This window comes from Streptosporangium sp. NPDC051022 (assembly GCF_040683035.1).
GTDB lineage: Bacteria > Actinomycetota > Actinomycetes > Streptosporangiales > Streptosporangiaceae > Streptosporangium.
On sequence record NZ_JBFBCF010000051.1, the window covers coordinates 24,329 to 46,726 of the forward strand.

At 66.0% G+C, this 22,398-nt stretch carries 28 protein-coding genes; 10 read left to right on the forward strand and 18 right to left on the reverse strand.

The window, feature by feature from the left end; all coding sequences use genetic code 11:
• Positions 1 to 54: 54 nt before the first annotated feature.
• From AB0N02_RS44615 to AB0N02_RS44655, 9 genes are all read right to left on the reverse strand, one after another.
• Entirely contained in the window at positions 55 to 1,218 is a 1,164-nt protein-coding gene (locus AB0N02_RS44615; protein ID WP_363960728.1) for a site-specific integrase, read from the reverse strand.
• Positions 1,218 to 1,472 (reverse strand): helix-turn-helix domain-containing protein, encoded by a 255-nt coding sequence (locus tag AB0N02_RS44620; protein WP_363960730.1) that lies wholly within the window; start codon positions 1,470 to 1,472, stop codon positions 1,218 to 1,220. Before AB0N02_RS44620 ends, AB0N02_RS44615 begins: the two co-directional genes overlap by 1 nt.
• Positions 1,469 to 3,250: a replication initiator gene (locus tag AB0N02_RS44625; protein WP_363960732.1), complete on the reverse strand. Its 1,782-nt coding sequence runs from the start codon at positions 3,248 to 3,250 to the stop codon at positions 1,469 to 1,471. The genes AB0N02_RS44620 and AB0N02_RS44625 overlap by 4 nt, the downstream gene beginning before the upstream one ends.
• A complete protein-coding gene (locus AB0N02_RS44630) occupies positions 3,247 to 3,423 on the reverse strand; it encodes a hypothetical protein (RefSeq protein ID WP_363960734.1) in 177 nt (58 codons plus the stop codon). Before AB0N02_RS44630 ends, AB0N02_RS44625 begins: the two co-directional genes overlap by 4 nt.
• Positions 3,423 to 4,865: an FtsK/SpoIIIE domain-containing protein gene (locus AB0N02_RS44635; RefSeq protein WP_363960736.1), complete on the reverse strand. Its 1,443-nt coding sequence runs from the start codon at positions 4,863 to 4,865 to the stop codon at positions 3,423 to 3,425. Before AB0N02_RS44635 ends, AB0N02_RS44630 begins: the two co-directional genes overlap by 1 nt.
• Before the next feature lie 91 nt (positions 4,866 to 4,956).
• Entirely contained in the window at positions 4,957 to 5,403 is a 447-nt protein-coding gene (locus tag AB0N02_RS44640; protein WP_363960738.1) for a plasmid replication, integration and excision activator, read from the reverse strand.
• Between the two features lie 110 nt (positions 5,404 to 5,513).
• Positions 5,514 to 6,326, reverse strand: coding sequence for a GntR family transcriptional regulator (locus AB0N02_RS44645; RefSeq protein ID WP_363960740.1), 813 nt, complete (start codon positions 6,324 to 6,326; stop codon positions 5,514 to 5,516).
• Positions 6,327 to 6,770: 444 nt separating this feature from the next.
• Positions 6,771 to 7,115, reverse strand: a complete 345-nt coding sequence (locus AB0N02_RS44650; RefSeq protein ID WP_363960742.1) for a hypothetical protein — start codon at positions 7,113 to 7,115, stop codon at positions 6,771 to 6,773.
• A gap of 286 nt (positions 7,116 to 7,401) precedes the next feature.
• Complete coding sequence (locus AB0N02_RS44655) at positions 7,402 to 8,187, reverse strand: GntR family transcriptional regulator (protein ID WP_363960744.1); 786 nt, start codon at positions 8,185 to 8,187, stop codon at positions 7,402 to 7,404.
• 72 nt (positions 8,188 to 8,259) lie between these two features.
• On the opposite strand from AB0N02_RS44655, the gene AB0N02_RS44660 reads away from it, so the two are divergent.
• Entirely contained in the window at positions 8,260 to 8,709 is a 450-nt protein-coding gene (locus AB0N02_RS44660) for an NUDIX domain-containing protein (protein WP_363960746.1), read from the forward strand.
• A gap of 490 nt (positions 8,710 to 9,199) precedes the next feature.
• Here AB0N02_RS44660 and AB0N02_RS44665 read toward each other — a convergent pair whose 3' ends face one another.
• The gene (locus AB0N02_RS44665; RefSeq protein ID WP_363960748.1) at positions 9,200 to 9,742 is read right to left on the reverse strand and encodes a GNAT family N-acetyltransferase; all 543 of its coding nucleotides are present in this window, start codon (positions 9,740 to 9,742) and stop codon (positions 9,200 to 9,202) included.
• Between the two features lie 348 nt (positions 9,743 to 10,090).
• Here AB0N02_RS44665 and AB0N02_RS44670 point away from each other — a divergent pair, with 348 nt between their 5' ends.
• Both AB0N02_RS44670 and AB0N02_RS44675 read left to right on the forward strand, forming a co-directional pair.
• Positions 10,091 to 10,312 (forward strand): hypothetical protein, encoded by a 222-nt coding sequence (locus AB0N02_RS44670; RefSeq protein WP_363960750.1) that lies wholly within the window; start codon positions 10,091 to 10,093, stop codon positions 10,310 to 10,312.
• A 554-nt stretch (positions 10,313 to 10,866) separates the two neighbouring features.
• Positions 10,867 to 11,109 (forward strand): hypothetical protein, encoded by a 243-nt coding sequence (locus tag AB0N02_RS44675; RefSeq protein ID WP_363960752.1) that lies wholly within the window; start codon positions 10,867 to 10,869, stop codon positions 11,107 to 11,109.
• 729 nt (positions 11,110 to 11,838) lie between these two features.
• Here the strand turns inward: AB0N02_RS44675 and AB0N02_RS44680 are convergent.
• The 3 genes from AB0N02_RS44680 to AB0N02_RS44690 all read right to left on the reverse strand — a co-directional run bounded on the left by AB0N02_RS44680 (position 11,839) and on the right by AB0N02_RS44690 (position 13,648).
• Positions 11,839 to 12,384, reverse strand: a complete 546-nt coding sequence (locus AB0N02_RS44680; RefSeq protein ID WP_363960754.1) for a hypothetical protein — start codon at positions 12,382 to 12,384, stop codon at positions 11,839 to 11,841.
• Positions 12,385 to 12,908: 524 nt separating this feature from the next.
• Positions 12,909 to 13,331 carry a type II toxin-antitoxin system VapC family toxin gene (locus AB0N02_RS44685; RefSeq protein ID WP_363960756.1) on the reverse strand — a complete coding sequence of 141 codons (423 nt, stop codon included), beginning with the start codon at positions 13,329 to 13,331 and terminating at the stop codon, positions 12,909 to 12,911.
• On the reverse strand, positions 13,328 to 13,648 hold the full coding sequence (locus AB0N02_RS44690; protein ID WP_363960758.1) for a prevent-host-death protein: 321 nt from the start codon (positions 13,646 to 13,648) through the stop codon (positions 13,328 to 13,330). The genes AB0N02_RS44685 and AB0N02_RS44690 overlap by 4 nt, the downstream gene beginning before the upstream one ends.
• Before the next feature lie 151 nt (positions 13,649 to 13,799).
• On the opposite strand from AB0N02_RS44690, the gene AB0N02_RS44695 reads away from it, so the two are divergent.
• Positions 13,800 to 13,931 (forward strand): hypothetical protein, encoded by a 132-nt coding sequence (locus AB0N02_RS44695; RefSeq protein WP_363960760.1) that lies wholly within the window; start codon positions 13,800 to 13,802, stop codon positions 13,929 to 13,931.
• Complete coding sequence (locus AB0N02_RS44700; protein ID WP_363960762.1) at positions 13,928 to 14,833, forward strand: IS3 family transposase; 906 nt, start codon at positions 13,928 to 13,930, stop codon at positions 14,831 to 14,833. The genes AB0N02_RS44695 and AB0N02_RS44700 overlap by 4 nt, the downstream gene beginning before the upstream one ends.
• Before the next feature lie 512 nt (positions 14,834 to 15,345).
• On the opposite strand, the gene AB0N02_RS44705 is transcribed toward AB0N02_RS44700, so the two are convergent.
• Positions 15,346 to 15,900, reverse strand: a complete 555-nt coding sequence (locus AB0N02_RS44705) for a CGNR zinc finger domain-containing protein (RefSeq protein ID WP_363960764.1) — start codon at positions 15,898 to 15,900, stop codon at positions 15,346 to 15,348.
• 26 nt (positions 15,901 to 15,926) lie between these two features.
• On the opposite strand from AB0N02_RS44705, the gene AB0N02_RS44710 reads away from it, so the two are divergent.
• Positions 15,927 to 16,391, forward strand: coding sequence for a GNAT family N-acetyltransferase (locus tag AB0N02_RS44710; protein WP_363960766.1), 465 nt, complete (start codon positions 15,927 to 15,929; stop codon positions 16,389 to 16,391).
• Complete coding sequence (locus AB0N02_RS44715; protein WP_363960768.1) at positions 16,388 to 17,548, forward strand: MFS transporter; 1,161 nt, start codon at positions 16,388 to 16,390, stop codon at positions 17,546 to 17,548. The genes AB0N02_RS44710 and AB0N02_RS44715 overlap by 4 nt, the downstream gene beginning before the upstream one ends.
• Before the next feature lie 28 nt (positions 17,549 to 17,576).
• On the opposite strand, the gene AB0N02_RS44720 is transcribed toward AB0N02_RS44715, so the two are convergent.
• Positions 17,577 to 17,777, reverse strand: a complete 201-nt coding sequence (locus AB0N02_RS44720) for a hypothetical protein (RefSeq protein ID WP_363960770.1) — start codon at positions 17,775 to 17,777, stop codon at positions 17,577 to 17,579.
• A 180-nt stretch (positions 17,778 to 17,957) separates the two neighbouring features.
• Here AB0N02_RS44720 and AB0N02_RS44725 point away from each other — a divergent pair, with 180 nt between their 5' ends.
• On the forward strand, positions 17,958 to 18,113 hold the full coding sequence (locus AB0N02_RS44725) for a hypothetical protein (protein WP_363960772.1): 156 nt from the start codon (positions 17,958 to 17,960) through the stop codon (positions 18,111 to 18,113).
• Between the two features lie 348 nt (positions 18,114 to 18,461).
• Here the strand turns inward: AB0N02_RS44725 and AB0N02_RS44730 are convergent, their stop codons facing one another.
• Positions 18,462 to 19,274, reverse strand: coding sequence for a TetR/AcrR family transcriptional regulator (locus AB0N02_RS44730; RefSeq protein ID WP_363960774.1), 813 nt, complete (start codon positions 19,272 to 19,274; stop codon positions 18,462 to 18,464).
• 70 nt (positions 19,275 to 19,344) lie between these two features.
• On the opposite strand from AB0N02_RS44730, the gene AB0N02_RS44735 reads away from it, so the two are divergent.
• A complete protein-coding gene (locus tag AB0N02_RS44735; protein WP_363960776.1) occupies positions 19,345 to 20,055 on the forward strand; it encodes a hypothetical protein in 711 nt (236 codons plus the stop codon).
• Positions 20,056 to 20,232: 177 nt separating this feature from the next.
• On the opposite strand, the gene AB0N02_RS44740 is transcribed toward AB0N02_RS44735, so the two are convergent.
• Together AB0N02_RS44740 and AB0N02_RS44745 are read right to left on the reverse strand one after the other, a co-directional pair.
• The gene (locus tag AB0N02_RS44740) at positions 20,233 to 20,745 is read right to left on the reverse strand and encodes a tyrosine-type recombinase/integrase (protein ID WP_363960784.1); all 513 of its coding nucleotides are present in this window, start codon (positions 20,743 to 20,745) and stop codon (positions 20,233 to 20,235) included.
• On the reverse strand, positions 20,742 to 20,912 hold the full coding sequence (locus AB0N02_RS44745) for a hypothetical protein (RefSeq protein WP_363960778.1): 171 nt from the start codon (positions 20,910 to 20,912) through the stop codon (positions 20,742 to 20,744). Before AB0N02_RS44745 ends, AB0N02_RS44740 begins: the two co-directional genes overlap by 4 nt.
• 655 nt (positions 20,913 to 21,567) lie before the next feature.
• On the opposite strand from AB0N02_RS44745, the gene AB0N02_RS44750 reads away from it, so the two are divergent.
• Positions 21,568 to 22,119 (forward strand): hypothetical protein, encoded by a 552-nt coding sequence (locus AB0N02_RS44750; protein ID WP_363960780.1) that lies wholly within the window; start codon positions 21,568 to 21,570, stop codon positions 22,117 to 22,119.
• Positions 22,120 to 22,398 lie beyond the last annotated feature (279 nt).

Genomic DNA, 22,398 nt, shown 5'->3' on the forward strand with positions numbered 1-22,398 from the left:
CCAAACGCCCCTCACCTGATCTTCGCCCGACTCCCCCGGGCCATTAACGGGCCATTAGCCCTCTCCGGCTGGCTTCCCCTCGTCGCCTTGGTCCTTCCGCTGCTCAGCCTCCACACGTGCGCTCAGCGCGTCGGCGATCCTCTGGTCGGCGTCCCGCGTGGCGTGCTGGTAGATCATCGCGGCCCGGTCGCTGTCATGCCCCATCCGCGCCTTCAGGTCGGCCAGACTCGCTCCCGACTGCGCCGCCAGCGTGTTCCCGGTGTGCCGCAGGTCATGAAAGTGCAGGCCCTTGACGCCCATCTCCTTGAGCGCGTCCGCCCACTTGGCCTCCCGCCGGAAGTTGTTGCCCCGCAGGAACCCGCCCCGCTTGCCGAGAAACACGAAGGCGTCCGGCTCCTCGCCTACGAAGACCGCCAGGTGTTCGGCGAGCGCGGGAACGATTGCCGAAGGAATGCCGACGACTCGCCGACCGGCCCGGGACTTCGGCGGACCGAGCAGCATCTTCCCCCCTTCCAATTCGAGGAGCTGCTCTCTGACGCGGACCGTACGGGCCGTCAGGTCGAGGTCCGAACGGCGCAGCGCGGTCACCTCGCCCCAGCGCAGGCTGGCGAAGGTCGTCAGCAGTACCAGCGCCCGGAAACGACGGTCGGCCATTCGGTCGGCCAGTTCGAAGACCTGTGCCACGGTCAGGATCGGCCGCTCGGGAGTCTGCTCGTTGTCGGCCCCCTTGATCCGGCACGGGTTGCGCGCGAGCATCTTGTCCTCCTCCACCGCCGTCGTGAGGATGGCCCGCAGCAGCCGGTACGCCTTGGCCGCCACCGTGACCGAGACCCCGTCGGCCAGGAGATCGGCCCGCCAGGTCCGGACCATCTGCGGAGTGAGCTTGCCGACCGCCACCCCGCCCAGGCCCGGCACGATGTGGCGCCGCCGCAGCCAGGTGTATCCCTCGACCGTCTTGGGCCGCAGGTTCGGCCGCTCCTTGATCCACGACTCCGAGTAGTCGCTGAGCAGGACCTTGCCGTGGTCCGGGTCCGTCCACTCGCCCGAAAGAATCTGAGCCTCGATCAGCGTGAGCGCGCGGTCGGCATCCGTCCTGGTCGCGTAGGTCGCGGAGCCCGTTCTCAGACGTCCGTCAGGGCCGGGATAGCGGATCTGGAACCGGCCGGACTCACGCTTGCGGATGTTGCCGAAACGGCGGTGACCGTCCCTGTTCGCCATCAAGCGGCCCGTCCTTTTCTGCTCAAGGTGATCGGTTCGACAAGCCCGGCGGAGATGAACGCCTCCACCGCAGCCTCAGGAATGCGGACGTTGCGACCGACGCGAACGAAGAAGATGCGGCGCTCCGCGATCAGACGACGGGGAAAGCGGACGGTGGTGTTCAGCCGCTCGGCCGCCTCCTCCACAGTCAGCAGCCGCCCACGTGCCAGCTCGGGCAGTAGCGAGGCAGGTTCTGGTGTGGTCTTCCTGCTCATGCCGCCACCTCCAGGACCGGAGTTGCCGAAAAGTCGGGGACGGGTCTGCCATCGGCTCTGGCCCGCAACTCGTCGAGCCGGACTTTGGTTCGCTGCCGGTTGGCCACGCCGCGCAGCAGCCGGAGCGGCAACGGGGTCCGGGTCGGGTCCTTGGTCGAGACCGGCCGCCAGACGTACCGGTGCGGGTCGGTCTCGATCTCGTCAGGGAGGCCCAGCATGTCGAGGACCCAGGCGCGGCGGTCCTGCTTGTGGTCGCGCAGGGTCTTGTTCGACCACTTGCGGGAGACCAGGACGCGACGGCCCGCGTAGCCGAGGTGTTCGGCCTTGTGCGCCTTGCCCTTGCACCGACCCGGCGTCATGCCCGACTTGGCACCCTTGGGCTGCACACCGTACCGAAGCCAGTTGGCGCAGGTCGGCGAGCACGGTTCGTAGCGCAGGGCCTCGACCAGCCGGGCGGCGTGGTCCCGGCGAGCCCGGTTGATCGCCTCACGAGCAACCGACACAGCCGGATCGGGAGCGTCCTCGTCGTCCTGGTCCTCGTTGTCCTGGTCGAGGTCGAGGGTGTCGCCCAGGCTCTTGGTGAGGTACTTGGTCAGGTAGCCGATGCGCTTGTGGGTATTCGGCGAACCCGCGATGACGCCTTGAACGTCGACTTGGGCACCGAAGCGGACCACGTGCAGGGGTTCGGCCTCGTCGTCCTGGTCGAGCTGGTCAAGCGCCTCGTCCCAGGTGGGCAGCAGCTCACCGGTGATGGGGTCGAGGTAGTCGCCGGCCTGTCCGTCCGGGTACTGCTCGGCACGTTCATCCCGCTCGGCCCACACCGGCAGGTGCTCACCCCCGAAGCGGACCTCATCCACGGACGGCCACCACACCTGGTGATAGGTGGCGGCGGCGATCTGCTTGATCTCCGCACGGGGCAGGGTCCCGCGGATCGCCATGTGCAGATGCGGCGCAAACCGCTTTTGGGGCTCCACTGTGGCGAAGTACTGCACGTCATAGCCCGCCACCCGGCGAAGGTTCTGCACGAACCGGTCCATCAGCTTGGAGAAGTGCAGCGCGTCCCGAGCCGCGCAGGCGTAGTCGTAACCGGCCGGATCGACTGGGACTCCCTCACCAGAGCGGATCTTGCCGTACGACGGCAGGGTGAGGGTGACGAACAGTGAGGGCCGAAACACCTTCCCGTCCGGGGCGACGAAGGTCCGGCCCAGGGTGGTGTCCTGCTTGGCCCGTCGAGGCAGGTCCGGGGCGTCCTGGCGGCGCCGGGTGGAGCGAGAGCGCCGGGGAGCGGTCCGGCCACCGACGACGTTGCCCCGCATGCCAGCAGCGTTGATCTCGGCGTCGATGCCCGCGATGGCCTCATCCCAGTCGGCCACGTCTTCGCCGTCGCGTTCGGCCTGGTCGCGCTTGGCCTGCACGTCGGCCCGGAACTCGATCAGCCAGCGCTGATCGGCGGTGCTGGGGTGCGGTTCGGCGACAGGTTCGGCCTCCAGGTGCCAGCCTTCCCGGCACTGGGCTTTGCGCAACTGCTTGTTCCGCTTGGCGCACGGCGGGCACTTGGCTTCCTGCGTTGTTCCGCAGGGGATGTCGAACGGTTCGGTGCGACCGGTGTGGGTGTCGAAGCGGCGCAGCTCGATCGGGCGGATACAGACCCCGTTGAGCTTGGCCACCTCCACCGCGACGTCGAGTGCAAGAGGCAGGGTGTCACGGACAAGCCGGGGAAGGGTGCGATCCGCGCCGTTGGGAGTCTCGGGAGCGGACGAGTGGACGATGTCGGTCACCTGACCTCCTTCCGGTCGAGTACGTCGGCGTACAGCCGGTAGGCGTCGCTGTAGGGATCGCGGTGCAGCCGCAGGTTCACCAGCACGAAGCGCGGCGGCGTCCCGGCGTCGTCGAGGTCGAGTAGCCCGGAGGCACGCAGTTCGGCCCAGGTGGCGCAGACGATGACGCGCATCAGCCCACCTCCTCTGACAGAGGCAGGGTGTCGGCGGTGAGCACGGCGACCATGTCGCGGATGTCGTCGTCGGAGACGTAGGTGGCGCGGACCCGGATCGGATCGGGTGAGGTCTCCAGCCGGACGTAGGCGACACCCGCCCCCTGTTCAGGAACGGAGGAGATGTGATCGGCCAGCGCACCCCGGTCCCGGGTACCGTCGCCGAGCACCATGTCGACCTGCTCAGACTCGTCGAGGCGGAGGGCGATCTTGTCGGGGAACAGGTTCCGGATGGTCAACACGTCCTTGCGGGGATCCTGGAGAGCCGCCAGCACCCCGACCCCGACCGCTCTGCCCTGGGTGGTGAGGGTGGCCAGGGCCGCGATGGTGCGCACCCGAAGACCCTTGTCAGGCTGGTAGGCGGTCAGGAACGCCACCTCGTCGACCACCACCAGGACGAAGGGATCCTCCACGGTGGGGATGTGGTTGCGCCGGACTCCGGCGAAGCGATCCGCCCGTTCCTGCATCACCCTGACCGCCGCTTCCAGCAGCCCGACGCAGGCTTCCGGAGTCGCGGCGTAACGGTCGCCGAACAGGTCCCGGCCGAAGCTCAACTCCATGAGCTTGGGATCCAGCGCCCAGATCTCGACCAGACCCGCGCGAACGGCGGGCAGCAGGCCCCGGATCGTCGACCAGATGACGGATCCCTTGCCCGCCCCGGTGGCACCCGCGACCAGGACATGAGTGCCGTGGACCTTGAGCCGCCACGGTGCGCCGTCCTCACAGCGACCGATCTCCACCGGTCCCACCGATCCGGTCGCCGGGATCGGTACGGCGGACAGCGGAACGGCTAACGGGTCGCGACGAGGAAAGGTCAGCAGCAGCCGGCCGGACCTGGCGATGGTCACCCGGCAGGAGGCGGCCCCGAACCCGTGGGCGAGTTGCTCGGTACGGTCGGCCCAGTCGGTGACGGCCTGACCGGTGAGGATCTTCACCGTGACCAGGTCGGCCCACGAGGTGCAGCGCACGGCGACGAGGCGGGGAAGGTAGTCACGGCCGCTCACGTGACGGCCCAGACCGGAGATGAGCATCACCGGTTGCCAGTGCCGCCGGTACACCCACACCAGCCGCCACCAGGCCAGCAGTCGCCAGCCGATCAGGCGCAGGAACGAGGCGCGGTGGACCAGCGCCCACCCGGTCGGAGCGATGAGCACCAGGGCGACGACGCCGAGGCCGTACGGCCAGCCATACACGATCCAGATCACGCCGGGCACCGCGACGACGGCCGAGGCGATCGGATGCCGCCACAGCAGCCGGACAAATCCGGCGACCGTACGCCAGGTGAAGATGATCAGCGTCACCATGGCGGGAGTACGGACCACAGCCGGGCGGAACACCACGGCGGTGTCAGGGGTCGTGGAGACGAGGCGCTGAGCTTCGTCACCGGGCAGTTTCTTGAACATTAGGCTTGAGCCCTCTTCCTTGAGTTCCGAGTCCAGGGGAGAACCGAGGGGCCGCCGGAAGCTGCAACTTCTGGCGGCCCCGCTTGCGTTTTCAGGCCGCGATCTCCTTGCCGGCCGTTTCCTTGGCCGATGCCGAGGCGGCCTGCCGGGTCGAGGTCGTGGCCGTACGGGGAGCCCGCATCGCCATGGCCCGGATGGAGTAGGCCAGTCGGCCGTTCTGGGCGACGTACGGGGTGACGGTCATGCCGTCGAACTCGACCGGGGTGAACGGCGAGCCCGGCAGCGGAGCCGGGGGAACCGGCTGAACGTCAGTGAGGATCTTGACGGCGACGGTTTTCTGAGCGGCCTTCACGGCCGGGTCGGCGTCCATGACCGGGATCTGCCAGACCGCGAGACCGGTGGTCCTGTCCTTGGCGTAGACGGTGCGCCCGTTGGTGGAGGCGTCGAAGTCCTTGACCTGCTCGACCTCGCCGACGACGTAGCAGCCGTGCGGGAAGACCTGGTCGAAGCCGATCGCGATGGGACCCTGGATGGCCATGATTGTTTCTCCTGTCGTAATGTCGCTAACTCGTATTGTCGAGTTGAGGTAATCGGGAAACGAGTGCTCGACAACACAAGTTCCCGAGATTTGCTGTGACCTAGGTCACATCACAGGGCGTAGGAGTCTTCCAGTTCGTGCAGCTCTCCAGGGAGAGCGATCTCGACGACCAGCGCCAGCTGTCCCGAGGCGTCGAACACCCGTGCCAGCACTCCCAGAACGGCAGCCGACCTGCCCAGTCCCAGGATCTTGATCTCGTGCGGCAGAGGATGACGAGCGGCCAGCCGTTCCCTCACCCGGTCCAGGCGCAACCCCTTCACGCTGTGCAGGTGTTGACGCACGCTCACCGTCAGCGGTATCTCGCGGCCCAGATCCGTCCCCTCGGCCAGCTCGATCGGACACCAGAACGTCACCAGTTCACACGGTTCATCGGCCTCGCTGAACAGCACACGCCGCATCATGACCGGAGCATGCTCAGGGAAGGAGAGCGCCGCCGCCACGTTGTCCGGTGCTGATCGTGCCCCTGCTTCAATGACGGTCCCGCCCTCGCCGGCTTCCAGACGATCCAGTACGGCACGGCCGGGGCGAGAGACATCCTCGACGGCGCCGGGCGGTGGAGTCTTCACGTACGAACCCCTGCCATGCTCACGGTCGATGATCCCGCGCAGCTGCAACGTCTGAAGCGCTCGCACCACGGTGGGACGGCTGACCGCGAACTCGCGGATGAGCTGGCTCTCCGAGGGGAGCTGTGAACCGGGGGGATAGGTGCCATCCGCGATCTTGCGCCGGATCGCCGTGACGATCTGGGCGTACTTCGGCGGAGCGTATTCCTCATCAGACAGGGACATGACAACAACCCAACTACTCGACTTATCGTCAGCATAGAGGCGGGCGATCAGCTTGCATAGCTGCTCTACCTGCATGAACGAAGAGTGCGGCGGCGAGGGTCGACCTTACGGCCCCCTCCAGAACCCCTTCGGCCGACCATGAGGTGCCACTCCAAGGCCCCACCGGTCTCACCGCCGCACTCGCTCTAGGAGGCAGAACGCCAGGTCACAACCATGACCTCGTACGGGATGCCAGTGACGATCGACGAGTGATCGCCAAAGTCGCACCGCACCCACACCGTTCGCCTGTCGGTCGCCACGGGGAAGGAACGCCACAATCCCTCACTGATCCCCACGACCCGCCCCCACACCCATCCCGCCGAGGAGGTGGCCCGTCCGCCGGCCTCGACTTGAACCGGCGACATCTCAAACCCCCACCTGCCAACCGTCGATCCGTAAGCGAAGGCGAGTCGGTCACCCACACGCAGCTCACCGGCCTGCCGTCCTTTGGCGAGTTCGACGGCCATCATGGCTTCCCGCTCAACGTGGCCCATGGTCACCTCGATAGGGGTGGAGAGCCGTCGAGGGTGAAGCCTGTTGCTGCCGGAGATCGGTGTAGCGACGCGTGACCTGCTCGACGACCCGCTCGAACTCCGGCACCGGATGACCGGTGTATCGGGCACGCCGAGTCGTGGGGTTCCAGTCGACGTGCCACCAGAAGAACAGGCCGTTGCACCAGACGGTCAGGCCTGCCCAGACCGACACCAGCGCCAGGCTGTGATCCCCCATGACGTCGGCGTTGATTCCCCGAAGTGCCAGCGTGACCCGGAGTGACTCGGCCTTCTCCAGCGCCGAAGGGCCACCCAGGCCTGCCAGACCCTTCATGACTCCTCCGCCCGCGTTTTCCCGGAGGACGCTCCCGCACACGTGGAGCAGTCTTCGCGAACGCGAAGTGAAGGCGAGACCTCCCCCGGACCGGCCAGCAATCCACGCCGAGGACTCACGAACTTCCACCCCCGTCCACCGCAGGACACGCACAGGTCAGCCATAAGGCTTCGCCCCTCCACATCTGCTTGCCCTGAATGACTGAGCGATAGCTCTAGACGTCTCCTCGTCTAGAGGAGATTGGGCACGACTCATTTATGACTCCTCTAGAGGAGTTCGTCAAGCTCTACCGCGCAGGAAGTTCGTACGACAACACGTAGGCGTCACTCGACATCACCGTGTCGCACACCTCGACCGCACGGCCGTCGGTGGCGTAAGCCGTCCGGACCAGGTGAAACACCGGAACACCCGGAGCCAGCTTCAACGCCCGCACCTCGTCGCGGAGCGGCATCCGGGAGCGGATCTCCTCCACGAAATGATCGAGCCGGAAGCCCAACTCCTCCAGCCGGGCGTAGATCCCGCCCGGCCCGCTGTCCGGCTCCGCGATCCGCGTCCCCCGAGCGATCTCCGCCGGGATGTACGAGGTCGCCGTCTCCACCGGCTGACCATTGATCAGGTATCGGCGCGAGCGACAGACCACGAGATCCTTCGAGGCGATCCCCAGCTTCTCTGCGACCTCCGCCGCCGGCCTCTCCTCGGTGATCTTGATGGAGTCGACGGACGGCTTCCCGCCCGCGCCCTCGGTCTCCGCGATGAACGCGGCCTTGCCCTGCTCGCGATGACGGCGCGCGAACCGGTCCGAAGCCAGTCGGCGAACCGGCGGATGCGACCGGACGAAGACACCACGCCCATGCTCGGCCACCGTCAGGCCCTCACCCTGCAAGACCTGGAGGGCGTTGCGAATGGTCATCCGCGCGACGCCGTAGTGTTGCATGAGCTGAGCCTCTGAGGGCACTTTGTCACCCTCGGCGAGAACGCCCCGCTCGATCGCGTCCCGGATGTGGTCGGCGATCTGCCGGAAGACGGCCCGATCACTGGTCGGGTCCAGATCCGGCAACGGCAGCTCGGCCACGACCACTCCTCAACTCGTACATATATGTACCGCAGACCGAGAATAGCGATCAGCAGCCCCGGAGGACATCCGATGGATCACCACAACACGCAGCACTCCGTCAGCGTGGCGGGCGTGATCATCGACGACCAGGGCCGCGCACTCCTCACCCAACGCCGCGACAACGGCCACTGGGAGGCGCCCGGCGGAGTCCTCGAACGCGACGAGGACATCACCACCGGCCTCCTCCGCGAGATCCACGAAGAGACCGGCCTCACCGTCGAGCCCGTCACCCTGACCGGCGTCTACAAGAACATGACCCGCGGCATCGTCGCCCTGGTCTTCCGCTGCAAGGTCATCGGCGGCCACCTCACCGAAACCGACGAAACCCGCGCCTTCCGCTGGGTCACCGCGGACGAGGTCTCATCCCTCGCCTCCGAGGCATTCGCCATCCGCGTCCTGGACGCCATGCACCACGACCAGGCGCCAGCCATCCGTCATCACGACGGCGTTCACCTGCTCGAAGCTGAGAAGCGTTGCTGAGCTCAACCCGACCCCCCGCTAATCTGCGACCATCCCCATAGGGACGTGAACATCGCAGTCACGAGGGCTGCCGCCGACCGGCTACCGATCGAGACCCGCAGGTCCTTCGTACGTTCATCACGCACCACCTTGCCCTTCTTGTCTCGCGCGCTGTCGTGCCTGTAGGTGTACGAGACATGGGGGAAGACCATGCAGAGAAGTCCGACAAAGATTGTCATCAGTTCGGGGATCGAGTTCAGCTCAGCACCGCCTGATCACGAATCTACCCTCAGCCTTCGATGCCCTGTTGCGATCACTGCCGAATTGTTCTTATGAGGTATCAAGGCGGCGGCGCGGCGCGCCGCCGTACCCGGCCCTCTGCCGCACGCCGCCCGGGCGTGCGGCGTGGGCGCCGGTCCCGGCCGGCGGCGCCCCGGGCCGTAGCCGTACAGCGCACCCGCCGTACCAACCAAACTCGCCGACGCCAGCGCCGCGCCACCGCCGAACGTGGTCAGAGCTTGAGCGCCATCAGGATCTCGTCCCGGTCATCACCGGGCGCGAGCCGCAGCGCGCCGGGCCACCGGCCGATTTCCTGCCAGCCCAGCCGCCCATAGAAGTCTTCGAGCCCCACACCACCCCGGGCGGCGAGGTGGAGTTGTTCGAGCCCCATCTCCTCACGGGCCAGGCGACGCACACAGTGCATCAGCGCGGCACCGATGCCCTTGCCACGGAAGCCAGTGTGGGTCTGGACATGGTGGACCGTACCCCAGTGAGCGATCAACGGGTTGACGTCTCTGCGTATGTTCAGCCAACCAGCGAGCATCCCGTCGACGCAGGCCAAGAGGAGCCGGCTCCGCTGCGGGGCGAGATCGGCGATGAGCTGATCAGCGGCTCCCGCCACCTGATCAAAGGTGACAGGGGGAAAAGGAAAACCGGCCGCGCCCCCGGCGTTGGTCACCGTAACCCAGCACTCAATCACCTCCCGCCGCAGGTCAGATGGCATCTCGTGTGGGTTGGTGATCTGCAAAAACTCTGAAGTCCCCTCATGCCTCATTGCCACAGCCTGGCAGAGGCCTCCGACAGGAGGAGAAACACCATGCCTCCGGCGGGGGCGCTCCGGCTCCGGGATGATCGGGGGCTTCGCCGTGTGGTCCGTAGGTGGCTGAGGTAGGGGCCTGATCATCCCGTCTGCCATCGACCCGGGACAAGCCGAGCAGACCGGGGCCACGGGGCCAAGGTCGTTCGTCCGGTGGGGCGCTCCACCTTGGCCCCGTGGCCCCGGCCCGCTTCCCCTTCGGGCGGGTCGACGGCAGACGGGATGATCAGGCGGGTGGAGTGCGCGGCGCGAGGCCGCATGCTCTCTATGCTGCGGTACAGCGCAGCGACCAGAGAAAGGCTGGAAATGTCCCAGCGAAGCACCTGGACCATGCACCACTTCTCCCAGGCCAACCCGAAGGGGCCAGGACAAGAAGACGTGCCTGCACTCCTTCGCAGGGTCGCAGACACCATCGAGGAACTGGGCAACGTCGAAATCCACGACCTGATCATGCACAACGAGATCACCGAGGACGGCGACTGGCCCAGCCTCACCGTGTACTTCAACTGCCCGAGCGACGGCGCCTGACCTGGCGTTCGGTTCTGGTCGCCGGGCCATTAGCGGGCCATTAAGGGCGGTCAACAGAGGTCAGTCACGGTCACTCGCGGGGAGCCAGCCGCCCAGCTCAGGCCCCGTACGGCTCAAGATCAGACCGATTTGCAAGCAGGATGTCAGGAGTTCGAATCTCCTAGGCTCCACCAGCTCTCCCGAAACGAAAAAGCCCAGGTCAGATACTACGGTCGTCACCTGGGCTTTGATCTTCATCAGACCCCGTTTCGCCTCCGTGCCCGTTGCGTGCCCGATCCCTCCTTGAGTGCCCCACGAGCGAGGCCGTCGAGCGCGGCGCTTCGCGCCGCCGCACGGCCCGATGCCCGAACGCCGCCCGAGCGCGTGGTGTGGGCGCCGATCCCGGACGGCGCGGGGCTCAGTGCCACGCTGCCCCCAGCGCCCGCCGCTCTCTTACCATCCGCCGTACCGGGGCCGCGCCACCGCCCGACCTCGTTCTAACTGGCGACAGACCGGCCATACGCTGCCTCATCGTTCCCTGTCGTCATTAGCGTGGCACCCCATACGATCACTCCGTGAGTGATCCAGAGAACATGTCCTACAGCTTTCTAGCGCTCTTGGGCATGGGACTTCTTACGTTGGTCGCATCGGGCTACATAGCGTTCGCCTCGGGTGAAGTAGTGGCTTTGGCTATCGTCGGCGTCGGCTTTGCCGTTGCCGCCACGGCCCTGACTATCTATCAACAGCGGAAAATCCCAGCCTCCGGCGGGGGCACTCGGCTCCGGAATGATCGCCCGAACGAGCCCGTAGAGCCGTAAGTGGTTGAGGTGGGGCGTGCGTGGTACGCCGGGCCGGTCGCAGGCCGCCCTTTTGCGGATGCGGCCGCGTCCTTTAGCTTGTCCGTCAGCTGAGAAGCTGACCATGTTTCGCGAGGTCGGGCAGGAGTGCTCACATGGGTGTTTTCTGCGAGTACTACCGAGCGGCGAACCGGGAGTCCGTGATCGTCCAGCCGGAGCATTCCAGTGTGATCGGCGGGCTTTACGGGGGTTCCCGGCTTCGACGCGGTGGAGACCAAGTGGATCGACCCTTGAGTGGTCTTGGGGCAGCTTGTGGCGTTCATCGGTGATGTCGGCTTCGCTTCGGGTCTGGCCGACACGGTGGCGTTGCATCCGCCTCCGGAAGGTGTTCCGCAGAGTGACGAGGAGTGGGACGCCCTGCCGGAGGACTCGCCCTACCTGGAGGGGCCGGGTATCGACGAGTTGCCGGTGAACGTGCGTGACATCCTCGACGGCGTGGACGACTCACGCCTGCGGGCGGTGGTGGAGAGGTGGGGGGAATCGAGGAGTTCTCGCATTTCACCTCGGTTGACGTGGGGGACATGTTGTCCCTGGCGGAGGAACTCGTGGGGCTGGCCCGGCGCGCGAAGGAGCATGACCAGATGCTCTACTGCTGGATGTGCGCATGATGGGGGGAGCCATCCGAGGAGCCAAGCGGGTGGACGATCGTGAACTGAGGTGGACGGCTCTGAACAGCCAGACTGTCGAAGATCAACACTTTGGTGGATCTCCGCCGACCGCATGGAGGGCATCGATGTACCCGCCACCGATGTCGAACCGGGTGATGTCCGTTGTCTTGTTCGTGGAGTAGGTGAGCGCCCAGTCCGCCGCCGGCCCGATCTCCTGGAGACGCAATCGCTTCTTTCGGGTGATCCCGTGAGCGCGACCGATGTAGCAGACATGTGGGTCGATCTTCTCGATGTAGACAGCCATAAGAGGAAACGCCCCGGTCAGCGTCTCGATCAGACCCGCGGTGGAATTAAGGTCGACCCCGGCCAGAGGCTGAACGCATTCCCCGCGCAAGGCGAGGGCACGATGGGTCATGGCTGCACCCTTCCAGCCCGAACGCGTCGCGCACTCGATATCGCGGAGACGTATGGCCGAGTGGCCGTCAAGATGAAGTTCGGCGGAGATGGTGTGCAGCAGTACCCACTTGCGGCCGATGCCGACCACGTAGGCATCGAGCCGATCCGCACAGTCGATCTCACGGCTGACTCGCACAGGTTCGCCGGAACGTTTTGCTCTCTTCAAGTCCATGAGGGGCGTTCCTTTAGCCATGATCCGGATCGTCCCACTTCGTGCATCTGGTGCTCATCTGGTTTTCGGGTCGTTCTGAATCGTCACGGGGTCATGGAACATCGGTACTGCAATAGAGGCATGCAGCAGCTCACGCCCACACTCGTCCAGCACCGCCCGAAGCCGGATCGCGAGTCCTTGATCAGGGGTGACCTGGTCCTGATAAGAAGATGTCTGTCCTGAGCGCCGTGCCCGTCGCGTGCCCGATGGGGCGGGAAACGAGGGGAACAGCGGGGAGTCACGGGGAACGCGATCAGTGCCGTGAGCTGCGTCTTCGCAGGTCGAGCATGATCGGCGTGCGTCTTTGCAAGCAGGATGTCAGGAGTTCGAATCTCCTAGGCTCCACTAACGAAAAGCTCAGGCCAGGGATGCTTCCCCAGCCTGGGCTTCGGTCGTTTCACGGGCCCTTCAAGGTCTGTACGGCACGGAAGTACAGCAACGGCCACGCATCTAGCCGATCACCGAGCGTTTCGGCTGTCTTACGCTCATCCGCTGTCCCAACGCGGCCGGGTGACCGGAACCACGGAGAGTAGGTGGTCCAGGCCTTTGAAGTCCTTGGGATTGCAGGTGTAGAGGGGCAGCCGGTTTGCGACGGCCACGCAGGCGATCATCAGGTCCGCTGTACGGGGGCGGGGTTTACGTCCTGAGGCGATGATGGCCGTCCACAGTTGGCCGTACTCACGGGCGGCGGCGTCGTCGAAGGGAAGTGGATCGAACTCTGCCTCGACGGTCTGCAGGATCTTCATCCGCTGGGCGAGCTCCTGTGGTCCGGTGGCCACCAGCACGCCGACTGACAGCTCCGCGGTGGTGATGGCGCTGATCATCATCTCATCCGGGAGCTCATCGGGGTCGATGCCGGCGCGCAGGATAAGGATGTTGGTGTCGAGCAACCCCTGGGCGTGGGTCATTCCTCGTTCTCCATGACCACGCCTCTGCCGTAAGCGCGGTCGTAGGGGTCGTAGAACTCGTCGCTGACGTGGCGATCCATGTCCTCGCGGTATTTCCGGTCGTCAAGCCATGGCATGCCGCGAGACACGGCGGTGAATTCCGCCCGTGAGACGGCTCGGCGTCGGCGGCGGATGGGAACGAGATCGCCGATGTGGTGGCCGTTACGGGTGACGGCGTACCGCTCCCCTCGTTCCAGCCCATCCATGATCTCGGCTGACCGGTTGCGCAGGTCACGCTGAGAGATCTGATGGGAGAGGTCGGGCTGAGGAGTGTTCACCCTTCAACCTTACAAGGATGTGCTACCCGGTGCTACAAGATGGCACGGTTCGGCGAGCCATCCGGGACCTTGATCTGAGAGCCGCCGGTGATGTGGAGAAGGCGGAGGTGGGAAGTAAGTCCGTGTTCACAGATCGGCAGGTTGAAGGCCATTGGCGGGCCATTGGCAGGCCATTAAGCGGCTGCGCCGGGAGAACGCCGAACTCCGCCGCGCCAACGAGATCCTGAAGGCCGCCTCGGCTTTCTTCGCGGCCGAGCTCGACCGGCCACACACGCACTCGTGACCTTCATCGACCAGCACGCCGGCGTGTTCGGTGTCGAGCCGATCTGCCGTGTCCTGACCGAGCACGGCTGCCCCATCCCCACCAGCACCTACTACGCCGCCAAGAAGCGGCCGCTCTCGACGCGAGTGGTTCGCGACGCCGAGCTGGACGTCCATATCCAGCGCATTCACACCGGCAACTACGGCGTCTACGGCGCCCGCAAAGTCCGGCAACAACTGCTGCGCGAAGGGCATCGGGTGGCTCGCTGCACCGTCGAGCGGCGCATGCGCGCGCCCGGCCTGCAAGGCGCCCGGCGTGGCAAGAAGATCCGCACCACCACGCCGGATCCAGGACACGAGCGGGCGGCCGATCGGCTGCAGCGCGACTTCACCGCCCAGCGGCCGAACGCCACCTGGGTGGCCGACTTCACCCACGTTTCCGCCTGGTGCGGGGTGGTCTATGTCGCGTTCGTCGTCGACGTCCACTCCCGGGCGATCGTCGGCTGGGCCGCCTCGCTGACCAAGCACACCACCGTCGTGCTGGACGCCCTGGATATGGCCCTGTGGCGGCGCGAGCGTACCGGCCACCCGGTCGGGCCAGGACTGGTTCATCACTCGGACGCGGGCAGTCAGTACACGTCTTTCCGGTTCACCACCCATCTGCCGGCGGCCAGCATCGACGCTTCCATCGGCACGGTCGGCGACGCGCTCGACAACGCTCTGATGGAATCGCAGATCGGCCTCTACAAGACCGAGCTGATCAAGCCCCGAGGCCCATGGCGCAGCCTGGCCGACGTGGAACCGGCCACCGCTGAATGGGGGGCTGGTTCAACACCACCCGCCTGCACTCAGCCATCGAACATCTCCCACCCGAGGAGTTCGAGGCGATCTACTACGCTCAACACCACCTCAACGAAGCCCTAGCAATCAACCACTGAGGTCTCCATCGAACCCGGGGCGATTCACACCGACGAGTCGTTCTTGAGACGGCTGGACTGAGGTTGACGGGATCCCGTCTGATCGTTTCGATCAGGCGGGACTTGTCGTTTCAGGGATTTCCGAATCGGGTTCGTCCTGGTTTAGGAGCTGGGGAGCAGAGGTCCGGGGTCAACCGGCAATCCACCAACGACCTGCTCGCTGGGGCCTCTTGGCCGGACGTGGCCACCATTGCCCTGTTGGAGGCCGCCCTCGGGCGGTGACTGTGGCCCACCGACCCCCGGGGTGGCGCGGCCTGCCGACCGAGAACGTGGTTGTGATCGGCGTGCGGGAGACATCATCGATCCTTTTCGCCGTTCGCAGGTCATGGAAGGCCGAACCACCCTGGTCGTCGCTCACCGCCTGTCCGCTATCCGCACCGCCGACCGCGTGGTCATGCTCCAGGACGGCCGCACGATCATCACCGGAGCCCACGACGAGCTGCCGGCCGACGACGTCGGCTACCGTCGCCTGTCGGCAAGTCGGGTGGGGGAGGCGGACTGGCGGGCGCGGTGGCGGTGGCGGCGTACCGCGTCCCGGTTGGCGCACGGCTGGGAGCAGTAACGCTGCCGTGCGGTGCGTGAGGTGTCCGCGAAGATCGTCTCGCAACCAGCGGCAGCGCACCGTCCGAGCCGGTCCATGCCCCGGCTGACGAGGTGCATCGCCGTGCCCACGGAGATCAGCGCGAACAGCACCGCGCCGAGCGGCTGCAGGTCGTCGCGATAGTGCAGGTGCCAACCATGGGCGTGGTCGGTCAGCCGGGGATAGGCGGCCGACCGGGCCAGCATCTCGTTGACCAACTCAGCCTTCGCGTGCTCGCCCGTGGCGTCTACGACCTTCGTCCAGACGTCGATGACGGCGAGGGTCTGGTCGAGATCCGAGGGTTCGACGGGGCGTTCCAGCACCAGACCGGCTGTGCGGCAGCGGTCGGCGAGTTCATCGGCGCTCGCCGGCGGACGGTTCGCCAGTTCCGCGGCGAAGTTCACCACGTCCGCGCCGTAAGGGTTGAGGTGCACAAGCTCATTACATCAGCCTGTACGCCATGACGCGAACAGCAACAGAAAACGACATTCCGGAACTCGTCCGCCTCCGGGCACTGCTCTTCGACGACCTCGGCGGCGATTTCTTCAACCCCGCGAACGCCGGTGACGACTGGCATGACACGCTCGCACGGATTTTCCAGCAGAAGCTGACCGAACCCGACTGCCAGATCCTGGTCGTGGACGGCGACACCGGCCTGGCCGCCTGCGGCATCGGCACGATCGAACAGTGGTTCCCCGGCCCCCACTCCCGCAACGGGAGGATCGGCCACGTCATCGGCATGGTCACCGACCCGTCGTACCGGCGGCGCGGGCACGGCCGGGCGATCATGCTCGGCCTGCTCGATTGGTTCCGCGACCGCAACGCCGTACGGGTCGACCTCACCGCCTCCCACGAGGCGGAACCGCTCTACCGGCAGCTCGGCTTCTCCGACCACCCCGACCCCCTGCTGTTCTGGAAGCCGTGAAGACATCGCAATACCGCTGGGTCATTCTGGGGGTTGCGACTTTCACTCAAGCCGCAGCCGCGTTTTTCGTGCAGGGCATCGGCGCGATGGGTGTTCACCTGCAACGAGACCTGGAGCTGAACACGACCCAACTGGGCCTGCTGCTGTCGGCGGCTCAGCTGCTTCCTCTAGCCGGTCTACTCGTGGCGGGACGAGTGCTGGACCGTCACGACGAACGCTGGATCGTCGGGATCGGTGCCCTTGTGGTCGCCGTCGCGCTGGCCGCTGGAAGCGCGGCCCCGGGGTATGTCTCCTTGCTCGTCGTCCTGCTGATCGTCGGTGCGGGGTACAGCACCATTCAGCCGGGCGGCAGTAAATCGGTGGCGTCCTGGTTCGACACCCGGCAGCGTGGCTTGGCCATGGGTATCCGCCAGGCGGGGCTCCCGCTCGGGGGCGTCCTGGCCGCCTTCGCACTTCCCTCACTGGCAACGGACTTCGGCTGGCGGTCGACACTCGTGGCCGGCGCGCTCGTCGCACTGTCAGGCGCCGTCGCCTTCATGGCCTTCTACCACCGCCCGGACCAACGCCCAATGCCGACCACGTCCCGCGTGCGGCTGGAACTGCTCCGCGAACCGTACATGAAGAAGATCATCTTGTCCGGTACGAGCATGGTGTCGGTGCACAGCGGCGTGGGCGTCCTCACCGTGCTGTACCTGCACGAGGTGACGTCCATGGCCTCCGCCTCGGCGGCTTTGGTCTACGTCGCGGTCCAGTGCGCGGGCGCGCTGGGCCGTATCTGCCTGGCGGCCTGGAGTGACCGCCACAGATCCGGCCGCTACGCCTGCGTCCTGACATGCCTGGCCGCCGTGATCATCGGGACCACCGTGTTGACGACCCCCATCGGCCGCTCCCCTGTCGCGGCCTGTCTGGTCTTCGTCTGGCTCGGCTTCTTCGGAATCGGCTGGTACGGCCCCTGGGTCGCCTACGCCGCCGAATCGGCGCCGCCGGACCATACCGGATTCGCCCTGGGCCTGGCCATGGCCGTCAACCAGGTGGCGGTCATTCTGGCGCCACCCGTGCTCGGCCTGCTCACGGACCTGACCGGCGGTTTCGCGCCCGCCTGGGCCCTGCTCACCGCGCTGACCGCTGTTACCCTGACGACGACAGCCCGGCTGTGACCAGTTCGGGCGGCAGCCGCTGCAGCCTTTAAACGACGGCCGGCGTCTCCGCGAACGCTGCCGCCACCACGGGATCGCTGTGCAGAAGATGCACCAGATGCCGCAGCGCGTGCGCCACCACGTTTTCGGCCTGAAGCCTCTCCGACGCCGGGCTCGCCGGAGCGGGGCCCCTGGCAAGCCGGTAGTCGATCAGTCCCTCGGCGGACTGTAAGCACTGGGAAACGATCATTGCGTGTCCGGGAAGCAATCATTGAACTCTCGGATTCGCGCAGCTCAGCCGTACTCGTGAACGCCCCACCAGCTCTCCCGAAACGAAAAAGCCCAGGTCAGACACTACGGTCGTCACCTGGGCTTTGATCTTCATCAGACCCCGTTTCGCCTCCGTGCCCGTTACGTGCCCGATCCCTCCTTGAGTGCCCCTCGGGCGAGGCCGTCGAGCTTCCTTGCCACTTCCCGCTGCCGCTCGTCGGTCGACTACGAGTACCTGATCGCGACCTCCGAGAACGTCATCTACACGGCCACCTGCATGCTGCTCCTGCACCGTCTCGGAGCACAACGATCATGACTTTTCAGATGCCCTCTAATGGGGCCCCACACAGCACCTGACGTACCAAAACGCCGCAGATGCGACCGATCCCGCCGCTCATCCACACCGAGGGTTCTGCAATCCGCGTAGGTTGCCGCGACCCTGCCGATGCGTTGTCGTCCATGCCTTGAACGCTGATCACCCAGACCGGCATCATGGCCGATTGTCCATGCACGCCTGCTGCTCCACTGATGACCGGCGTGCGGGCTTCGGCGTGCGGGTCGACGCCCAAAAGTCACGGCCGGCCGGGGCGACTGGTCCAACGCGAGGTGATGGCACTCCCACATCGGCGACTTCCCATCCGACAGGCCAACTGCTGTGACATTCTCACCGCTGCACATATGCCTCGATGCCATCGAGAATCCTCGCAAGGCCGAATTCGAAGCCATCGAGCGGGGGTTCGTCGGAGAGAAACATCGGATCCTCCATCGCGTCCGCGACGGCATTCAGGTCGCGGGAGCGGAGTTGGCTGTCCAGGAACACGCGGACCGCACGCACCGCCCGCTGCTGATCAGGATTCGCACGGCGCAACGCGGCCGGTGTCGGAGTGTTGCGCCGCAGGTTGGCGCCGTACCGGGCGTGGCTGTCGAGGAGGTACGCACAGTTCAGCATCTGCTGCGCCTCCATACCGGTCGACCCGAGCACGGTGATCAGAGCATCCAGCCAGGCCGCGTTGTGCGGAGTCAGGGAGACAGTTGTCGGCACGTCCAGCAGCCATGGACGGGAGAGGAAGCGTTCGAACAGCTGGCGTGACCACAGCGCAGCGGCCTCTCGCCAATCGCCGTCCGGCAGCGCGGGCGGGTCACCCCAGGCGCGATCGGCCAGGAGTACGATGAGCTCATCCTTGGAGCTGACGTAGCGATACAGCGCGTTGGTGGTCACGCCGATCCGGCCGGCCACTTTCGGCAGCGAGGCGGCAGCGATGCCTTCCTCGTCGGCCAATTCCGTCGCGACCGCGATGATCTTCTCGACGCTGTGCGCCGGCTTAGGACCGCGCCGCCCCCCGGTGTCGACAACGCCCCAGGCCGCAGCCAGGCCTGGTGGCAGCGCCTCGAGGTCGGCGTCATCGGTGTGCGCGCGATCCGGTGCGATCTCGCGATCTCGTACGGCGTCGCGTCCGGAGCTCTTGCGTGGGGTCATGGCCGGCATCCTCTCGAAGATCTGAGTGAAATAGTAGACGGCTTACACAGTTGTTGTTACTGTGCATGGCATGAACACTTCATCGCTTACACAGATTCAACCCCCGGTCGTGGGCCGTCGCTGGATCGGCCTGGCCGCGATCCTCGGCGCCGTTTTCGCGATGGCCGAACTTCCTCTCTACTTCGTGGTACCTGCATGTGACCCCCCGATCTGCGGTGTCGAGACCGGCAGTCTCATGCCGGACTGGCTGATCCTCACCCGTACGCTCTTCAACTTCTTCGCGCTCACGCTGTTCCTGGTGTTCATGACTGGCGTCCGGTTTCTGGTCGCGCGGGCCGATGCCCGGTCCGAATGGTTCGGCGCGGTCGCCGGTACCGCCGGCGTGGCATGGACGATCATCGACATGGTCGCCAAGGGGCTCGAAGGCAGCAGTGCCATCAAGGCCACCGAGTGGATCGACCCGACCCGCACCGTACCCACCTATCTGCTCTACGGTGCCATCAGCCACCTGATGCTGGTTGTCTTCGGTGTCGCCTTCGGGCGCGCGGTGCTGCGCTCCCGCGCTTTTCCTCGGTGGGTCGGCTGGTCGTCATTCGGCATCGCCGCACTGCACCTGGCCGGAGTGCCGTCGATGTTCTTCGGCTTCAATTCGTCGGAGTTCTACGCCTCCAACGGCTGGGGTGCGGTCGCGATGTTCAATGGCATCGCCGCCATCTGGCTGGCGGCCGTCGGCGTCGCAACGCTGATGAAGAAGACTTCGTCGGCGTTGGCACTCGTTTGACCGCCAACGCATAGGCGCGTACGCGTGGCGAGTTCGGCGGGTCGGATTCCGCTGAACTCACCACCGATGCGCCTGCCTCGTTCTGTCGCCTCAGGAGCGGGCCGACCGGCCGCGGTCTTCAGCCCAGCGGGTCGCGTGTTGCACTTCGGGGTGCAATACAGGGGCGTTCAGAGCCGTTCAGGATGGACCACTCATGCCCTCTGACCTGCATTGAACTATCTGGAACGAGCCGAGGCCGATCTTTTGAGCCGCAGGTTTCCGGGTCGGCATGCCTTCATGGGGCACAGGGCAGTGACGGCCTCCGGTGCTATCCAGCATCCCCGGCGTCGTGCCCGATCGCCTACGGCAAGCCGTACCCATGCGGGGAGGGGCGGCGCAATGCCGGAGACCGTCTCGACGAGAGTACCGCCGTGCCCGTCGCGTGCCCGATCCCTCCTTGAGTGCCCCTCGGGCGAGGCCGTCGAGCTTCCTCGCCACCTCCCGTTGCCGCTCGTCGGTGGAGTGCTGATAGATCATCGCCGCCCGCGTGCTGGAGTGCCCTATGCGTTCCATCAGCTCCCGGATCGACGCCTCGGTTTTCGCGGCGAGGGTGTTGCCGGTGTGCCGCCGGTCGTGAAAATGGATCTTCGGAAGGTCCGCGTCCTGGAGAGCCCGAGCCCAGACATGCCGGTTGAAGTTGGTGTTCCTCAGCGGCCCGTCGTCCGGCCCCGCGAAGACCGGTCCCTGTCACCGTCCTGGGTGAAGTCCTTCACGTGCACCTGCAGATCCTCGATGATCAACTCGGGGATCACCACCGTCCGCTTGCCCGCGTTCGACTTCAGATCGGCGAAGACGAGGCCCTTGCCGGTGATCTGCATCAACTGACGTTCGATCCGTACGGTTCCGGCGTCCAGGTCAAGGCGGCGGCGCGGCGCGCCGCCGCACCCCGGCTCTTCGCCCGCCCGCCGTCCGGGCGTGCGGCCTGGGGGCCGGTCCCGGACGGCGGCGAGACACCGGGCCGGGCGCCACACACCAGCCGCGCCGCACTGGCCGAACGCTCCGACCGGGGTTGCCGCGCCACCGCACAGATGCAGCCCTCACGATCGCCAGAGCACGGCTGGCCGCCACACATGCTTGGGGGCGATCGACGATCCAGGGGTCATTCCTCACCCCGGCTCACCGAACAACGCGGCTGACCACCGCTCTTGACCCCTGAACCGGAGGGTTGCAGGGTGACGAACTATGGGCAGGAGACGGTATGTCGCCAGAGGCGTTCCCGGTGGCTACCGGATCTGGGACAACAAGGCGCGTCGCTGGTGGGGTGACCTCTACGAGTTATGTCCCGACGATTTGCTCGACGAGCTGAACGGTGCACGCGACCACGGCAAAGTCACGGCACTCCTCAAGCGCTGTCGAGCCATGAAGCGGTAGGTACGCTGGACTCCAGCCGCAGATCGTGACCCCAGGGTTGGGCGCTGGGTAGCCGATGCGGGGTTAAAGTGACGCGTGATCACAAAGCCGCCTGGATGGCCGTTGCTGACCATGCTGTCGGCCCTGGCCTGCGTCATCCTGTACTGGGCCAGCGTCCCTCACTGGTACGGCATCGAGATGTGCCTGGCCGCTTTCTTCATCGGGGTTCCCTTGATGATGACCTATGTGATCCGCTTTGGCCTGGCGAGCCACAGGGGCGCGGTCTCAGGCCGATTAGGGCGTTGGTTGGTGCCCGGCTTCATAGTCGCGGGCGTCGTGATGGCGCTCGTGGCAGACGCCCCTTTCTGGCTGCGGTTCACGATCTCGAAACCGAGCATGGAAGCTTACGCCCGAACGGTAACCGCTGAGACTGCGGGAGACTTTTCCTGTCGCTGGCTCGGGCTGTACCGGATCTGCGGGGCAGCGCCCTATAACAGGTGGGACAACTCACAGGATGTCCCCGGCAGCGCCGTCCTCAACGGCGAGGAATGGGCCATCTACAGCAACACGCATTTCGTCATGCTTCCCCAAGGCCGGCCCGAGGAGGTCGGCGATGACACCTATCGGCACCTCACCGGGCCTTGGTACGGTCTGCACAGCTGGGACAACTGGTGATTTGCGAAGCTGTCAGCCGATGGCTTGGCACGGGATATGCGCAGGGTGATCTCACCCGCCGACTCTCGAACGCGGGCAGTATGCGCAGATCAGAAGACACCTACGACCAAGAACGTCAGCCCGCTGTAAAACGGTCGCTGGCGAGCGTGCGTGCCCGACGGAGCAGCGATCAAGGGGGCTCAAGGTGAGGTTCCCCCGGTTTCCCGGAGTGTTTCCTATCTGGTTTCGGTCAGCTCGGTGTGGCCGCTGACGGTGTCGGGTAGGTCGTGTTGCTGGGCG

Excerpts from the sequence above, each read along its gene's own strand:
- AB0N02_RS44680 (WP_363960754.1), bottom strand. The coding sequence starts at position 12,384 with ATGGACTTGAAGAGAGCAAAACGTTCCGGCGAACCTGTGCGAGTCAGC.
- AB0N02_RS44685 (WP_363960756.1), bottom strand. The coding sequence starts at position 13,331 with ATGACCCACGCCCAGGGGTTGCTCGACACCAACATCCTTATCCTGCGC.
- AB0N02_RS44730 (WP_363960774.1), bottom strand. The coding sequence starts at position 19,274 with ATGACCCCACGCAAGAGCTCCGGACGCGACGCCGTACGAGATCGCGAG.
- AB0N02_RS44710 (WP_363960766.1), top strand. The coding sequence starts at position 15,927 with ATGACGCGAACAGCAACAGAAAACGACATTCCGGAACTCGTCCGCCTC.
- AB0N02_RS44735 (WP_363960776.1), top strand. The coding sequence starts at position 19,345 with ATGAACACTTCATCGCTTACACAGATTCAACCCCCGGTCGTGGGCCGT.
- AB0N02_RS44640 (WP_363960738.1), bottom strand. The coding sequence starts at position 5,403 with ATGGCCATCCAGGGTCCCATCGCGATCGGCTTCGACCAGGTCTTCCCG.
- AB0N02_RS44745 (WP_363960778.1), bottom strand. The coding sequence starts at position 20,912 with ATGCAGATCACCGGCAAGGGCCTCGTCTTCGCCGATCTGAAGTCGAAC.
- AB0N02_RS44720 (WP_363960770.1), bottom strand. The coding sequence starts at position 17,777 with ATGATCGTTTCCCAGTGCTTACAGTCCGCCGAGGGACTGATCGACTAC.
- AB0N02_RS44665 (WP_363960748.1), bottom strand. The coding sequence starts at position 9,742 with ATGAGGCATGAGGGGACTTCAGAGTTTTTGCAGATCACCAACCCACAC.
- AB0N02_RS44660 (WP_363960746.1), top strand. The coding sequence starts at position 8,260 with ATGGATCACCACAACACGCAGCACTCCGTCAGCGTGGCGGGCGTGATC.
- AB0N02_RS44615 (WP_363960728.1), bottom strand. The coding sequence starts at position 1,218 with ATGGCGAACAGGGACGGTCACCGCCGTTTCGGCAACATCCGCAAGCGT.
- AB0N02_RS44630 (WP_363960734.1), bottom strand. The coding sequence starts at position 3,423 with ATGCGCGTCATCGTCTGCGCCACCTGGGCCGAACTGCGTGCCTCCGGG.
- AB0N02_RS44635 (WP_363960736.1), bottom strand. The coding sequence starts at position 4,865 with ATGTTCAAGAAACTGCCCGGTGACGAAGCTCAGCGCCTCGTCTCCACG.
- AB0N02_RS44645 (WP_363960740.1), bottom strand. The coding sequence starts at position 6,326 with ATGCAGGTAGAGCAGCTATGCAAGCTGATCGCCCGCCTCTATGCTGAC.
- AB0N02_RS44620 (WP_363960730.1), bottom strand. The coding sequence starts at position 1,472 with ATGAGCAGGAAGACCACACCAGAACCTGCCTCGCTACTGCCCGAGCTG.
- AB0N02_RS44670 (WP_363960750.1), top strand. The coding sequence starts at position 10,091 with ATGTCCCAGCGAAGCACCTGGACCATGCACCACTTCTCCCAGGCCAAC.
- AB0N02_RS44650 (WP_363960742.1), bottom strand. The coding sequence starts at position 7,115 with ATGAAGGGTCTGGCAGGCCTGGGTGGCCCTTCGGCGCTGGAGAAGGCC.